11 protein-coding genes and 1 tRNA gene are annotated in these 14713 nt (G+C 57.7%); 8 read left to right on the top strand and 4 right to left on the bottom strand.

Features of this window, described 5'->3' with window-relative positions; all coding sequences use genetic code 11:
• Positions 1-10 precede the first annotated feature (10 nt).
• The 3 genes from purC to ACF0H7_RS24135 all read left to right on the top strand — a co-directional run bounded on the left by purC (position 11) and on the right by ACF0H7_RS24135 (position 1622).
• Positions 11-721 carry a phosphoribosylaminoimidazolesuccinocarboxamide synthase gene (gene purC / locus ACF0H7_RS24145; protein ID WP_397449361.1) on the top strand — a complete coding sequence of 237 codons (711 nt, stop codon included), beginning with the start codon at positions 11-13 and terminating at the stop codon, positions 719-721.
• Between the two features lie 91 nt (positions 722-812).
• A tRNA-Ser gene (locus ACF0H7_RS24140) sits at positions 813-902 on the top strand.
• A 378-nt stretch (positions 903-1280) separates the two neighbouring features.
• Positions 1281-1622 carry a hypothetical protein gene (locus tag ACF0H7_RS24135; protein WP_397449360.1) on the top strand — a complete coding sequence of 114 codons (342 nt, stop codon included), beginning with the start codon at positions 1281-1283 and terminating at the stop codon, positions 1620-1622.
• A gap of 280 nt (positions 1623-1902) precedes the next feature.
• Here ACF0H7_RS24135 and ACF0H7_RS24130 read toward each other — a convergent pair whose 3' ends face one another.
• Positions 1903-2901: a bile acid:sodium symporter family protein gene (locus tag ACF0H7_RS24130; protein WP_397449359.1), complete on the bottom strand. Its 999-nt coding sequence runs from the start codon at positions 2899-2901 to the stop codon at positions 1903-1905.
• Between the two features lie 172 nt (positions 2902-3073).
• Complete coding sequence (locus ACF0H7_RS24125; protein WP_397449358.1) at positions 3074-4486, bottom strand: PLP-dependent aminotransferase family protein; 1413 nt, start codon at positions 4484-4486, stop codon at positions 3074-3076.
• Between the two features lie 174 nt (positions 4487-4660).
• Here ACF0H7_RS24125 and ACF0H7_RS24120 point away from each other — a divergent pair, with 174 nt between their 5' ends.
• Both ACF0H7_RS24120 and ACF0H7_RS24115 read left to right on the top strand, forming a co-directional pair.
• On the top strand, positions 4661-5434 hold the full coding sequence (locus ACF0H7_RS24120; RefSeq protein ID WP_397449357.1) for a class II aldolase/adducin family protein: 774 nt from the start codon (positions 4661-4663) through the stop codon (positions 5432-5434).
• A gap of 150 nt (positions 5435-5584) precedes the next feature.
• Positions 5585-6619, top strand: coding sequence for an ABC transporter substrate-binding protein (locus ACF0H7_RS24115; RefSeq protein WP_397449356.1), 1035 nt, complete (start codon positions 5585-5587; stop codon positions 6617-6619).
• A gap of 105 nt (positions 6620-6724) precedes the next feature.
• Here the strand turns inward: ACF0H7_RS24115 and ACF0H7_RS24110 are convergent, their stop codons facing one another.
• Positions 6725-6964, bottom strand: coding sequence for a hexameric tyrosine-coordinated heme protein (locus ACF0H7_RS24110; protein ID WP_397449355.1), 240 nt, complete (start codon positions 6962-6964; stop codon positions 6725-6727).
• 99 nt (positions 6965-7063) lie between these two features.
• Here ACF0H7_RS24110 and ACF0H7_RS24105 point away from each other — a divergent pair, with 99 nt between their 5' ends.
• Positions 7064-7714: a helix-turn-helix transcriptional regulator gene (locus tag ACF0H7_RS24105; protein ID WP_397449354.1), complete on the top strand. Its 651-nt coding sequence runs from the start codon at positions 7064-7066 to the stop codon at positions 7712-7714.
• On the opposite strand, the gene ACF0H7_RS24100 is transcribed toward ACF0H7_RS24105, so the two are convergent.
• Positions 7715-10558, bottom strand: a complete 2844-nt coding sequence (locus tag ACF0H7_RS24100; protein WP_397449353.1) for a multicopper oxidase domain-containing protein — start codon at positions 10556-10558, stop codon at positions 7715-7717.
• A gap of 609 nt (positions 10559-11167) precedes the next feature.
• Between ACF0H7_RS24100 and ACF0H7_RS24095 the strand changes: the two genes are divergently transcribed.
• Together ACF0H7_RS24095 and ACF0H7_RS24090 are read left to right on the top strand one after the other, a co-directional pair.
• A complete protein-coding gene (locus tag ACF0H7_RS24095) occupies positions 11168-12853 on the top strand; it encodes an NAD-dependent malic enzyme (protein WP_397449352.1) in 1686 nt (561 codons plus the stop codon).
• A gap of 132 nt (positions 12854-12985) precedes the next feature.
• Positions 12986-14626, top strand: coding sequence for a GMC family oxidoreductase (locus ACF0H7_RS24090; protein ID WP_397449351.1), 1641 nt, complete (start codon positions 12986-12988; stop codon positions 14624-14626).
• The last annotated feature ends 87 nt before the right edge of the window (positions 14627-14713 follow it).

Below are 14713 nucleotides of genomic sequence, written 5' to 3'. Positions count from 1 at the left end.
GGAGCCCATCATGGAAAAACGTGAAGAACTCTACCGCGGCAAAGCCAAATCGGTGTACACCACCGACGACGCTGACCGCTTGATCCTGCTGTTTCGCAACGACACTTCGGCGTTCGACGGCAAGCGCATCGAACAACTCGACCGCAAAGGCATGGTGAACAACAAGTTCAACGCCTTCATCATGCAGAAGCTGGAAGAAGCGGGCATCCCCACCCAATTCGACAAGCTGCTGGGCGACAACGAATGCCTGGTCAAAAAACTCGACATGATCCCGGTCGAATGCGTCGTGCGTAACTACGCCGCCGGCAGCCTGGTCAAACGCCTGGGCGTGGAAGAGGGCATCAAGCTCAACCCTTACACGTTCGAGCTGTTCCTCAAGGACGACGCCAAGGGCGACCCGTTCATCAACGAATCCCACGTCGTGGCATTCGGTTGGGGCACCGCAGAAAACCTCGTGCGCATGAAAGAACTGTCGCTCAAGGTCAACGACGTCCTCACCAAGCTGTTCGACGACGCCGGCCTGCTGCTGGTCGACTTCAAGCTTGAATTCGGCACCTTCCATGGCGAAATCGTCCTGGGCGACGAATTCAGCCCGGACGGCTGCCGCCTGTGGGACAAAGAAACCCGCAAAAAGATGGACAAAGACCGCTTCCGCCAAGGCCTCGGTGACGTCATCGAAGCCTACGAAGAAGTGGCAAAACGTCTCGGCGTCCCGCTTTAAGCAACAAAGTTACGCAAGCGCTTGATAGCACGAAAAAAAATCAGCAAAAAGGTTCGCCTTCTGCGCTGATACTGTTATCATGCGCGCCGTTGGAGAGATGCCAGAGTGGCCGAATGGGACGGATTCGAAATCCGTTGTACTGGCGACAGTACCTAGGGTTCGAATCCCTATCTCTCCGCCATTATTTGAGAAGCCCCGTAGATCAAGGTCTACGGGGCTTTTTCGTTTCTGCATTGTACGTAGGCGTTGTACGTAAATTCGCAGCCGAAAACCTCAGGGCTCAAAAAAACACCGGCGTTTTTTTTATCGGACCATGCCAACAAAGTGGGCCCCTTTAGCCCCTTTAGCCCTTTCTGAGGTCATGTAGTCAGTCCCCCGGTGTCACCCCTTCGCGTAGCCCCGTCCAAGCTGGTTCGTCAACATGGAGCGATTTAATCCGTAGTGTTGATCGGTGCCACCTGGAGCTGACTACGAACCTGAAGATCCACACTCCTGCGCGGCTTTCGTGCTGCTCCTTCGTTGGTGATAAAGTCTCGCCAAATCTCAACGAGGGAACGACATGAAATTGCTTGTAGGAGCTTTGGCGGTGGTGATGTTAGCGGGATGTGCTGACTCTGGCCCCATGAAAGTTGGCCCAGACACCTACACGATTTCAACGCGTGTTCCTTTCGGTGGTCCTGCCTCCGCGAAAGGGCAAGCTCTGAAGGAGGCAAACGCGTTTTGTTTGTCCCAGGGAAGGGAAATCCTTCTCGACCATATGCAGGCGAGCGAATGCGCGCTACACGGTGGCTGTGGGGAAGCTGAGATATTTTTCTTTTGCCTAGCCTCGAGTGATCCGCAGCTGAAGCGTCAAAAATACAGCCCCGACCCGACTCAGAAGATCGAAGTTGATCAGCGGTAGACCGCTGCTGTAGTGGGATCGGCTGAGGGCGGCGGCAGCCTAAGGTTTCGGAAAGCCTGACGTGAAAAAGCCCAGTCTAGTGCTGGGTGTAGTTTGATCTCAAAACTGGGCAGTGGGCGCTTTTGAGCAATGGCGCCCATTAATAAATCCGTCCCCAATATTCGTCCCCAATATTTGGCTCTAATATTCGCCGGCTGGATCAAAAAAGCAGAACACTGGTAGTGCCAAACGGCACGGCGGCGAACGCTGTCCGTGAGGGCGCATCACCTCGGTTCTGCGATTAGGGATCTACTTGCCCCATCAGTACAGCCACCGATTCCTGGCGTTTGGCATACCGCTGGGCGAGCACCGCGCAGACCATCAGCTGAATCTGGTGGAACAGCATCAGCGGCAAGATCAGCACGCCGATGGTACTGCCGGCGAACAGCACCTGGGCCATCGGCACACCGGTGGCCAGGCTTTTTTTCGAGCCGCAGAACAGTATGGTTATGCGGTCTTCCTGAGTAAAACCGAAGGCTTTTCCCAGCATTGTGGCTGCGATCAACACCAGCCCCAGTACCACGCAGCAGGCGACCACTAGCCCGAGCAGGTCCCGCAGCGGAATCTGATGCCAGATGCCTTCGTTCACCGCTTCGCTGAACGCGCTGTAGACCACCAGCAGAATCGAGCCCTGATCAACAAACTTCAGCCAGCTCTTGTTGCGCGCTACCCAGGCACCGACCCAGCGCCTCGCGATCTGCCCGGCAATGAATGGCAGTAATAGCTGAACGCTGATCTTGAGAATCGCGTCGAGAGTCGAGCTACCTTCGCCGTGCACATTCAACAGCAGCGTCACCAGCAACGGTGTAAGGAAAATCCCAAATAAACTTGACGCCGCCGCACTGCAAATTGCCGCGGGAATATTGCCTCGTGCCAGAGAAGTAAAGGCAATCGCCGACTGCACCGTGGCGGGCAGCGCGCACAGATAGAGCATGCCCATGTACAGATCGTCTCCGACAAGAGGTGTCAGCACCGGCTTGAGCGCCAAACCGAGTAACGGAAACACCACGAAGGTCAGGCTGAACACCAGCAAATGCAGGCGCCAGTGGCTGGCACCAGCAATGATCGACTCGCGTGACAGCTTGGCACCATGCAGGAAGAACAACAGCGCAATGGCGAGGTTGGTCAGCCAGCCAAAGCCCACCGCCACTTGTCCGCTCGCGGGCAGAAAACTGGCGAGGAGCACCACACCAATCAGGAACAGGGTGAAGTTATCGGGCAAGAAACGTGGTCGAGTCATTGGGAACATCCGGGATAGCCAAAGCGTGATTGCTACTCTACCGCGGCTGCGAATTGCCGACTAACGCTAATAAGCCAGTAGATATCGCGTAAAGGACAGGGATATGAATTTTGCCGAAGGCTTCGATGGATGTTGCGCCAGTAGCCGCAACAGCCGCTCAACGCATCAATACCTACAACCCCTCAACCTCCCGCCCCAAAAACTCATAAATCCGGTCATCCATCGAGTGCGCCACGTTAAAGCGGATCCACGGCACGATTCGCGCGTCGGGCATAAACAGTTGTCCGGGGGCGAAAAGGATTTTCTGGTCTCTGGCTTTTGTGGCGAGTTCGGTGGAGTTCTGGATCAGCGGGTGGCGGGCCCACAGGAAGAGTCCGGCGTGGGGCTTGGCGAATATTTCCATTCCCATTGCTTCGAGGCGGGTGGCCACGGTTTCGTGTGCCTGGGCCAGGTTGCCTTGCAGTTGTTTGATGTGTTTGCGATGCCGTCCTTGCAGCAGTACGTCGAGGACCAGTTCTTCGGCAATGCCTGAGGTGGTGAGGCCGCTGACGAGTTTTAGCGGGACCAGTTCGTCGATCAAATCCTGATGCGCGGCAATGAAGCCGACTCGCAAGGCCGGGGCGATGGTCTTGGAAAAGCTGCCGATGTAGATCACTCGGGATAGCTGGTCCATGCCGGCCAGTGTCTGTTGGCCGGTGGGGTCGAGGTCGGCGTAAATATCGTTTTCTACGATCAGAAAATCGTACTTTTCTGCCAGTTGCAGCAGGCGGTGAACGACTGCCAGCGAGAGGCTGGTGCCTGTAGGGCATTGCAGGCGGGTGTTGGTGAACAAGACTTTGGGCCGATGAAGGCGGATCAGTTCTTCAAGGACGATCAGGTCGACGCCGTCGCTGGTGCGCGGCACGCCGAGCAGTTTGGCGCCCTGGATGTGCAGGTTGAGAAACAGGTTGTGATAGCCCGGTTCGTCGACCAGTACGCAGTCGCCGCGTTGCACCAGATAGCGCACCGCGAGGTCCAGGGCGTGGCTGCCGCCGGTGGTCAGCATGATCTGGTCCGGATGGGCGGCGATCTGCGCATCCGAAAGTTTTTCGGCCAGTTTGGCACGCAGACGAGCGCACCCTTTGGCGTGGCCATAACCGGTAAAGTCGCTCAGTTCGCGGCGGGCCATGGCGCGCATGCTGCGTTGCAGGCCATCGTTATCGGTCCAGTGCTCGGGCAGCAGGCCGATGCCGGGACGCAGTATCATGCCCATGGGCTGGAAGACTTTTTGCAACAGTAAATACGCGTCGAAATCGAACTCCTCGTCCGTCACGATTGTGGCGGGGGGTGGCTCTATGAGCGGCGCATCCGAGGTCATTCGAACATAGAAGCCAGCATTGCGTACCGGTGTCAGATGGCCGAGTGCGACGAGCCGGTCATACGCCTCGACCGTGGTGAAATGACTGACTTTATGACTTTGGGAAAACTTGCGAATCGACGGCAATTTACTGCCAGGGCGTAAACGCTGTTCCTTGATTGCCAGGCTGATGCCGGCAACGATCTGGCTGACTAGCGATAGGTCAGACGCGGGGTCAATAAAGATCATGAAAACCACTCTTCAAGCGCGACGGTCTGCGGTGGGTGTATTGGTAAAAATGCCATAACAGTGATGCCGCTCGTGGCTGTTTGGTGTTCATGGTGGTCCGTTGAAGGGTGTTGCAAGATCGCCTCGCTAGCGGTCGTCCCGGTCGGCCGAACATACCATGAACAAGGATGCGCAATGCACGACATCGCTTATCAACTCGACCGTAACCAGGTATCCAGCGAAGAGTGGGAAACCCGTTGCGATCTGGCGGCGCTTTATCGGTTGCTGGCACACTTTCGTATGACCGATCTGATCGACACGCACATTTCCGCCCGCGTTCCCAGCGAAGAAGGATTGTTTCTGATCAATCGTTACGGCGTGCTGTTTCACGAGATGCGGGCCTCTGATCTGATCAAGATCGATTACGACGGCAATCCCACGGATCCTCGTTACGACTCGGCGAGTGTCAATCGCGCGGGATTTAATATTCACTCGGCGATTCATGCATCGCGCCCTGATCTCAGCTGTGTCGTGCATACCCACACGTCAGCCGGTATTGCGGTAAGTGCGCAGGAAGATGGACTGTTACCGATTAGTCAGCACGCTCTGAAGTTCTACAACCGGCTGGGTTACCACGACTACGAAGGCATTGCCCTTGACCCGGACGAGCGCAGTCGACTGGTCCGCGACCTGGGTGTGCATATGGCGATGATTTTGCGCAATCACGGCTTGCTCGCGGTGGGGCGGTCAATCGCTGAAGCGTTCAATCAGATTTATTTTCTGGAGCGTGCCTGCCAGGCGCAGGTCCAGGCGTTGGCTGGCACGCGAACACTGCGACTTCCATCGGCAGCGGTGTGTGAATTGACCGCGCAACAACACGACGACGAGATCGACGACCATCTTCATCAGCTCGGCTGGACCTCAGCGCTACGCCTGATTGCGGGTGATCAAGTGAGTTACCGAAGTTAATGACGGTTGACGGCTCCGGCCGTTACCGATGACAGGAGTCACCGCCCCGACTGGCCTTAGAGTCAGGCAGGGGAGCTGTCAATGCTCAGCCTGAACGCTGTAACGCGTGTTTCGAATCTGCCAACAAAATCAATAATCCTAGAGGTAGACATGAAGAAGAAAGCAATCGGTGCCTTGTTTCTCTCAGTTGTTGCATCCAGTGTCATGGCGACCGACATCACCGTCATTTCATTTGGTGGGGTCAGTAAGGATGTGCAGACCGAAGCGTTCTACAAACCCTTTGAGAAGGCCACCGGCAACACAGTTATGGCTGGTGAGTACAACGGGGAGATGGGACGTATCAAAGTGATGGTCGACACCAAGAGCGTCAATTGGGACGTGGTGCAAGTTGAGGGGCCGGAACTGATTCGTGGGTGCGACGAAGGCCTGTTTGAGCATCTCGACCCGACACACTTGGGCAAGCCGGCTGATTCGGTCGCGGGCACCTACTCTGAGTGCGGCGCCGGTTTGCTGGTCTGGTCCATGGCGGTGGCGTACAACGCCGATAAGCTGAAAGTCGCGCCAACCGGCTGGGCCGACTTCTGGGATTTGCAGAAATTTCCAGGCAAACGTAGCTTGCGCAAGGGCGCCAAGTACACGCTGGAAGCGGCATTGATGGCTGACGGCGTAGCTTATGCGGACATCTATACATTGCTCTCTACCAAAGAGGGCGTTGACCGGGCGTTCCGCAAACTGGATCGGATCAAACCTGAAATCCAGTGGTGGGAGGCGGGTGCACAGCCTATGCAGTTTCTGGCCAGTGGCGATGTGGTTATGAGTACGGCGTTCAACGGCCGGGTGTTCGCCGCCCAAGAGTCAGGTGCCAATATTCACATTGTCTGGAAGGGCAGTATCTACGCCATTGATTCATGGGCGATCCCTAAAGGCAGCAAGAACAAAGCGCAGGCCGAGCAATTTATCGAATTCTCGCTGCGTCCGCAGAGTCAGAAGATTCATACCGAAAAACTCGGCTATGGTTCGACCAATCTAGAGACCGCCGCACTGCTGGAACCGGCGCTCGCCGCCCGGTTGAATACAGCGCCAAACAACCTGGAACAGGCGATGCCGATCGACAGTGAATTCTGGGTCAACCATGGCGAAGAGTTGGAGCAACGTTTCAACGCCTGGGTTGCCAAGGCCAACTGACAACTGCAGTACACAACCGCAGCCCGGCCCTCAGTGATTGATGGCCGGGTTTTTTTATCTGGATGACTCTGCCCGGGACTTAAGGCTTTTTTTCGGTAAAAAACCCTACACCCCCCGCCAATAATCATTCGCCGCCGCCACCACCGCAAACTCCATCGCCACGGTTTGCCCGACCTGCAGCAACATCGCCGCATCATTCGCATACACCCCGCGCAGGGTGTTGCGCACGCCATCATCTGGCTGTGTCGCCTTGATCACCAGCCGTGCCATTTTCATCGCCAGATACCGGCCTTCTTCGGGTGTCGCGGTGATCAAGGTGTTGCCGGGTATCAGGGGCGTGCTCATGGTCGTGTTTCCATTGATGGGTTGGTGGTGAGTCTAGCAACATAAAAACAATAATGACAAGACGTATTGTCTTTATTGTTTTTTCCCGAGAAGATCAAAATGGATGGCTATAATTGGCGTAATCCCGTCGATACCCCCGAGTACGCAGTGACTACCAAGAACGAGATTCTCAGTCTCTTGCAGCGCGAACCCCTGACCGTCGTCCAGCTGTGCGAGCGCCTTGATGTGACCCGAAATGCCATCAATGTGCAGATCAAACAGCTGGAGGCCGAAGGTTTTGTTCGCCGCTCCAAGCTCCGTCAGCGCGGGGCGGTGGGCAAGCCCGCGACCCTCTATGAGGCTGCGCCAGGCAGTGAAGACAACGCCTCGAGCGCCTACCAAACCTTCCTTTTGAGTTTGCTGGGCGTGATGCAGGAGCAGTTGGGCGAGGAGGTGTTGAGTGACCTGCTTGAACGCACCGGACGAAAACTGGCCCGGGATTCAGGGTTGGCAGAGCCGGCGGATTTCGACAGCGGCCTGAATTCGGCCATGGCCGCCGCCGATGCGCTGGGTGCTTCGACCGAAGCAGTGGTGCAACTCGGCGGGGTGATGGTGCGCAACTACAGTTGCCCATTGGGCACAGCGGTGCGCGAGCAACCCTGTGTGTGTCGGGCGATGGCGTCGTTCTTTTCCGAAGCCACCGGGCGTCCTGCGAGCGAGCATTGCTCTCGGGATGGGCGGCTGATTTGTCAGTATTTTATTGAAGGGTGATTAATCTCCGCCATTGCTGCCCGAACCGCTGTTGTTATTGAGCTTCACCTGCGGCCCAACCCCATCCCCGGTGCGGAAGGTCGGCAAGGCCACCGAGTCCACGAATTTCACACCATCCCAACTCGGCAGCGGCGTTGGCATCAGTTGGATCTGGCCGGGGTGTTCGGTGTCCCAGCGCAGCAGCATTGAGTTGTCCTCGTGCTGAGTGTTGTGACAATGCTCCATGTAGGTGCCGGCGAACTCGCGGAAACGAATCGCTATTTCGACATTGTCGAGGCTTTCGTTGTCGTTGTTGCTGCCGATTCGGAACACGTCCTTGCGTGCCCATTTTTCCCACTCAGGAGGGGCTTTGCCACCACGGCTGAGGATGATGCCCTCCTCGAAATGCACATGCACCGGGTGACCCCAGCCATTGCCGCCGTTCTGGATTTTCCACACTTCCAGCGTCCCTTCGCCTTTGAACCCGGCGGGTGTCGGGCCGCTGGCCAGTTGTGGCGCGGCAGAAAGGCGACGCGGGTCCATGTTGAAGCCCGGTCCACCGTCGGTTTTGATCGTCCAGGGTTTGTCGTCGGTACCCTCGGAACGGCCAAAGTTGAACGTGCGATGGCGGGCCTGGGCGAGTAGCGCGATGTCTGTGGGGTCGTCGCGATGCAAGGGCAGAGGGATCATGACCTTGCCTGTCGGCTTGCCGGGTTTGGCGGGTTCGAAGTCTGCCGGGTTCATGCTGACGTCCTGGCCGGTGTAGGCCTTGACGTTCAATTGCAGGAACCGTCCTACGCCGGGGTCGCCGTTGATCCATTGTGGACCGTTGCTGGTCTGCTTGATGACTGGCAGATATTTCTCGGACAGGATGTCGGCCAAGGGAATATCGCGTTTCGGGGTCTTGCCGTTTTCATGCTCCTCGATGTTGACGAAAAACAGCTTGTCGCCTGGCTGGATGCCATTTTTCGAGAAGTCGACGACGATGTCGTAGCGCTCGGCAATACCCTGTAGCGGCAGAATCCGGTTGTGCTCCTGCAGGTCGCCGTCGCCGTCCAGGTCCAGGGTTCCGTCGAACGGCACGGCGTGTTCCATGATGTTGCCGTCGTTGGCAATCATATGGAACGGCACGCGCGCGTAAGAAATGCCGGCGTTTTTCGGCCCCGGAAACTCACCGCCATTGCCTTTGACTTCGCGCACGATTGCCACCTTGAAGTAGCGTGAGACCGATCCGTTGAGCAGGCGCAAGCGGTAACGACGAGCGCGCACATCAAGGATGGGTTTGTACTCAAAGTTGGTCAGCACCTGATCGCCGAGAAACCCGTCGGTGTTGAAGGGGTTGAACCACAACTGCCCGGCAGCGTCCCAAGCCTTGTCGGCATACACCAGATTGACGTCGTAGTCGCGGTTCCCCCAACCCAGTGCCGAACCACTGGGCAGGCGCAAGTTGACGCCGTCATCGACGGCTTCGTTACCACGGTCGACGGCGCTGTAGTAGTTCATCATTGTCGCGTTGCCCTTGTAGACGTTCTGGGCGGTGAAATCGAGCATGTGGTCGTGAAACCAATGAGTGCTCATGGTTTCGCGCCAGTCACCACGGATCTTGATCGTGCCGTGGTCACAGGTCTTGAGGCCAGGCGCTGCGTCATTCACCCAGAGGGTTTCACCGGGGTCGCAGGGGAATGCCGCGCGTGGGTCCTGGGCCTTGGTGTTGATCGAATCGTAGCCTGCCAGCTGGATCGGCCAGCGGTAGTCGTAATACTGGCCGGGAAAGAAAAAAGCGTTGGCAAATCCGTCGCTTTCTGCGGGCGAATGGCCGTTGTGTTCGTGGGTGGTAATGGTGTGTAAACCAAACCCCTTGTTGGCTGACGGGTCGATGGGCAGGGCGTCGTAGTGACGCATCAGCATCGCCTGGCCATAGCGTACCAGCAGCAATTTGGGTGGGAAGGTGCCGTCGAAGGTCCACAACGCGTTATGGTCCTGGACTGGAAATTTGGGGTGAAATTGCACCGGCACGCCTTTGGTGGTGCCCTCGTTGATCGGTTCGCCTGTGGTGTTGTGATACAGCCCGCCGACGGCAAACTCGCCAACGGCATAGCCATGCCGTTGCAAAGGATCGCGAAAGCCGCTGTTGTTGTGGGCGCCCGCTTGCACGGTCTTGAAGGCGTTGCGCGGGAAAAACTCATTGAAGCGCTGATGAGACCAACCTTTTCCCGGTGGCCGCCCCTCAGCCGGCGAACTCACCCGACGGTTGAGAAACGCCTCAATTTGCGTCTGCCAGGGATTGCGGTCGACCACATTGGAAAATTCGGTGGGGAAGGGCGTCAGCGCGGGCTGCCGCAGAAAGGCGTCCAGCGCGTTGGGTGATGGGCCGCTGCGGGCCACATTCAGCGGATCTTGCGCGGGCGCCGGCCCTACCGTGGGGACGGGAAAAGGCACCGGCGATGGCGGGTCCGCAGGGTCCAGTTTTCCCGGGCCGAACTCTTCGAAAAGCACGGCTTGTTGGGTAAACGGCAGCGCCCCGAACAACGGGCTGGGTTTGCCGTTGGAGGGGATGTTGAAATTGGTTTGCGCCTTGGGCGGCACTGAATTGTCGACCAATGGGGTCTTTCGGTCGCCCGTGACGCCGTTGGGCTGATCGAAAGCACTCACGTTGGTGGCGGGCGCCTTGAGCAGATTGTTCAGCGCAGCCTGGGGATCGGCAGGCTGCTCGGTGAACGCAGACGGGTCACTGGGGGGCGGTGGATCAGTGTTATCGAGCGGTAGCGCGTTGACCTGGGACAAACTCAGGCCCAATGCGATCAACGCTGTCGGGGCTATCTGTAGACGCTTTTTAGTACGTACTTTCGTCACGAGCAGTTTCATGGCCGTTACCTTGCACTCGTTCCCTGGAAACCATGGCGATGCATAAGCATCGAACGCTGCTCCTGATTCAGTACTGGCAGGTCTGTTTCACAAGCAGGTAAAGGCCCTACGCAAACGCCTTGCCAGAATGTGAAAAATGAGTGAATGAAGGCGGTAGTGGCTCTGGGCTATGGCTCCAGGCGGGCGGGTCGTGAACCGCCCTGAAATGGCGAGCCTTTCCAACGGACGCGTTCAGGGTATATATCCCCAGAATCGGGGCGTTGGCAGGGGGTTTTTATGGGCGCTTAGCAGTCCGCTTGGCCTGGCGCCGGGTGCAGTTTTTCTCGCGCAATACTCAGGTGCCGAGGGCAGACTGACTTTTTGCCCGCGTAAAATCGTCCTGTGCAAGGGCGGTTTATGCCATACCTTAGTCGTAGACAGCAGGTCCGATGAAGGACAGCTGCCGCATTTGCCCTCAGCGCGAGTAAGATAGCAGCCGCGATCTCGTCCTACGATTCGCAGGGAAGGGTCTGAACAGAGAACTGTCGAGCGTCATGAACAAGTTCCGGCGGTCCCGTCTCGGTTGCACATTGATATTTCAGAGTAAACGAAAAAAGGCGATCACTGAAAATGACTAAAACCTCGCGTCCTTTATATATTTCTTACGCCGGCCCTTCGCTGCTGGAGATGCCCCTGCTGAACAAGGGCAGCGCCTTCACGCCGCAGGAAAGGGTCGAGTTCAACCTGATCGGGTTGCTGCCACAGAACGTGGAAACCATCGAAGAACAAGTGGAGCGGGTCTTTAGCCAATACAACCAATGCGCTAGCGACCTCGACAAGCACATCTACCTGCGTTCGATTCAGGACAACAACGAAACGTTGTTCTTCCGCCTGCTCGATTCGCACCTTGACGCCATGCTGCCGATCATCTACACTCCGACGGTCGGCCAGGCGTGCCAGGAATTCTCGAAGATCTATCGCACCCACCGCGGCCTGTTCATTTCCTACCCGGAACGCGACCGCATCGACGACATCCTGCGCAGCGCGACCAAGGACCAGATCAAAGTGATCGTGGTCACCGACAGCGAACGAATTCTCGGTCTGGGCGACCAGGGCATCGGCGGCATGGGTATCCCGATCGGCAAACTGTCGCTGTACACCGCGTGTGGCGGCATCAGCCCGGCGTACACCTTGCCAATCGTGCTGGACGTCGGCACCAACAACCAGGAACTGCTCGACGACCCGATGTACATGGGCTGGCGCCACAAGCGCGTGACCGGCAAAGAGTACGACGACTTCCTCGCCTTGTTCATCGAAGCCGTGCAACGTCGCTGGCCGGAAGTGCTGTTGCAGTTCGAAGACTTCGCCCAGACCAACGCCATGCCGTTGCTCGAGAAGTACCGCGACGAGCTGTGCTGCTTCAACGATGACATCCAGGGCACCGCTTCGGTGGCCGTCGGTACGTTGCTGGCGGGCTGCAAAGCCAAGCACGAGAAAATCTCCGAGCAGACCGTGGTGTTCTTCGGTTCGGGTTCTGCCGGTTGTGGCATCGCCGAACACATCATTGCGGCGATGACCCTTGAAGGTCTGAGCGAAAGCGAAGCGCGCAAGCGCGTGTTCATGATCGACCGTCATGGTCTGCTGACCGACAAAATGGAAGGTTTGTTCGACTTCCAACAGCGTCTGGCGCAGAAAACCAGCGACGTTGCTGGTTGGGGCACTGACGCCTTCCCGCAACTGATGGACGTGATCACCCACGCCAAGCCGACGGTATTGTTCGGTGTGTCGGGCCAACGCGGTCTGTTCACTGAGCAAGTGATTCGCGAAATGCACACGCACTGCGCCAAGCCGATGGTATTGCCGCTGTCCAACCCGACCTCGAAGATCGAAGTCACGCCGGAAGAAGTTCTGCGCTGGACCAATGGCGAAGCCTTGGTTGCTACCGGCAGCCCGTTTGCCCCGGTAGAGATCAACGGTCGCAGTATTCAGATCGCTCAATGCAACAACTCCTACATCTTCCCGGGCATTGGTCTGGGCGTGATCGCGGCGAAAGCCTCGCGTATCACTGACAAGATGTTGATGGCGGCGTCCAACGCGCTGGCTGATTGCTCGCCAATCGTCACCGGCGAAGGCGATGCTGTTCTGCCACCGCTGAAAGACATCCAGGCCGTGAGCAAGAAAATTGCCTTCGCCGTGGCCAAGGAAGCACAGGCTGAAGGCCTGGCACTGGAAACGACTGACGAGATGCTGCACGCAGCGATCGAACGTAACTTCTGGCTGCCGAGCTACCGCACCTACCGTCGCCGTTCTGTCTGATCCCGATCAGGCATAACAGGCGATAAAAAGGCCGCTGCAAGGCAACTTGCAGCGGCCTTTCTTTTTGCTGAAAAACCGCTTATAGCTATTCGCCTGGTAACAAAAAAACAATAAAAAGCTCCCGAGGCAGGCATGCAAGCGACGAGTGTGGTGTACGACTATGTGATTGTTGGCGCTGGCCCGGCGGGTTGCCTGCTGGCCAATCGGCTGTCGGAAAATCCCGAGCACCGTGTGCTCTTGCTAGAAGCCGGCGGTCAGGATAATTACCCATGGATTCACATCCCGGTGGGTTACCTCTACTGCATCGGCAACCCCCGCACCGATTGGTGTTTCAAGACCGAAGCCGAACCGGGCCTTAACGGTCGCGCCCTGAACTATCCGCGAGGCAAAGTATTGGGTGGCAGCTCGTCGATCAACGGCATGATTTACATGCGCGGCCAATCGAGCGACTACGACGGCTGGGCGGCGCAAGGCAATCCGGGCTGGAGTTGGAACGAAGTGTTGCCGCATTTCAAACGTTCGGAAAATCACTACGCCGGCGACTCAGAATTCCACGGCGCCAAGGGCGAGTGGCGGGTCGAGCAACAGCGTTTGTCCTGGGGCATTCTCGACGCATTCCGTCAGGCAGCGGCGCAGACCGGCATTGCCTCCATCGACGACTTCAACAGCGGCGACAACGAAGGCTGCAGTTACTTTCAGGTCAACCAAAAACGCGGGGTGCGCTGGAATGCCTCCAAGGCATTTTTGCGGCCGATCGCACAGCGTAAAAACCTCACCGTGCTCACCGGTGTAGAGGCCTCCCGCATCGAATTTGACAATGGTCGGGCCAGTGCCGTGGTGGCCCGAGTCGAACAAAAAGAACAGCTACTGCGTGCGCGCCGGGAGATCATCTTGTGTTGCGGCTCGGTGGGCTCACCGACGCTGTTGCAGCGCTCCGGCATTGGCCCGCGACCGTTGCTGGAAAAACTCGGCATCGGCGTGCGCCATGAGTTGCCGGGTGTCGGCGGCAATCTGCAAGACCACCTGCAACTGCGCTTGATCTACAAGATCAGTAATGGTCAGACGTTGAACCAGATGGTCGGCAGCCTGTGGGGCAAGATGAACATGGGCCTGCGTTACGCAATCAATCGCAGCGGGCCGTTGGCCATGGCGCCAAGCCAACTGGGAGCGTTCGCCCGCTCGGGGCCGGAGCAGCGTTCGGCGAACCTGGAATACCACGTACAACCGCTGTCGCTGGAGCGTTTTGGCGAACCCTTGCACGCCTTTTCGGCATTCACGGCGTCGGTGTGCGATGTGCGACCAAAGAGCCGTGGCACGGTGCAGATTCGCTCGGCGCAGGTGGAAGATGCGCCGCTGATTCGTCCGAATTATCTGAGTCACGACACTGACCTGAAAGTCGCCGCCGATGCGATTCGTCTGACGCGGCGTATCGTCGCCGCGCCGGCATTGGCAGCGTTTGAGCCAGTGGAGTATTTGCCGGGTGCCAGCCTGCAAAGCGAAGAGCAATTACGTGAAGCGGCAGGCAGTATCGGCACGACGATTTTCCATCCGGTCGGCACCTGCAAAATGGGCCAGGATCGCGACGCCGTGGTAGACGAACGTCTGCGGGTGCATGGCGTGGCCGGGTTACGGGTGGTGGATGCCTCGATCATGCCGACCATCACCTCCGGCAACACCTGCTCGCCAACGTTGATGATTGCCGAGAAGGCGGCGCAAATGATCATCGCAGATGCGCGGGTTGCGGTCGCCAGCCTGGTGCGGGAGCCGGCTTAAGTTGGCGATACATCCCTTGTAGGAGCGGGCTTGCCCGCGATCGCGGCGTGTCAGATTCAACGCCATCGCGGGCAAGCCCGCTCCTAC

Source organism: Pseudomonas sp. NA-150, assembly GCF_044336365.1.
Classification (GTDB): domain Bacteria; phylum Pseudomonadota; class Gammaproteobacteria; order Pseudomonadales; family Pseudomonadaceae; genus Aquipseudomonas.
This window is presented reverse-complemented; position numbering and strand designations above follow the sequence as displayed.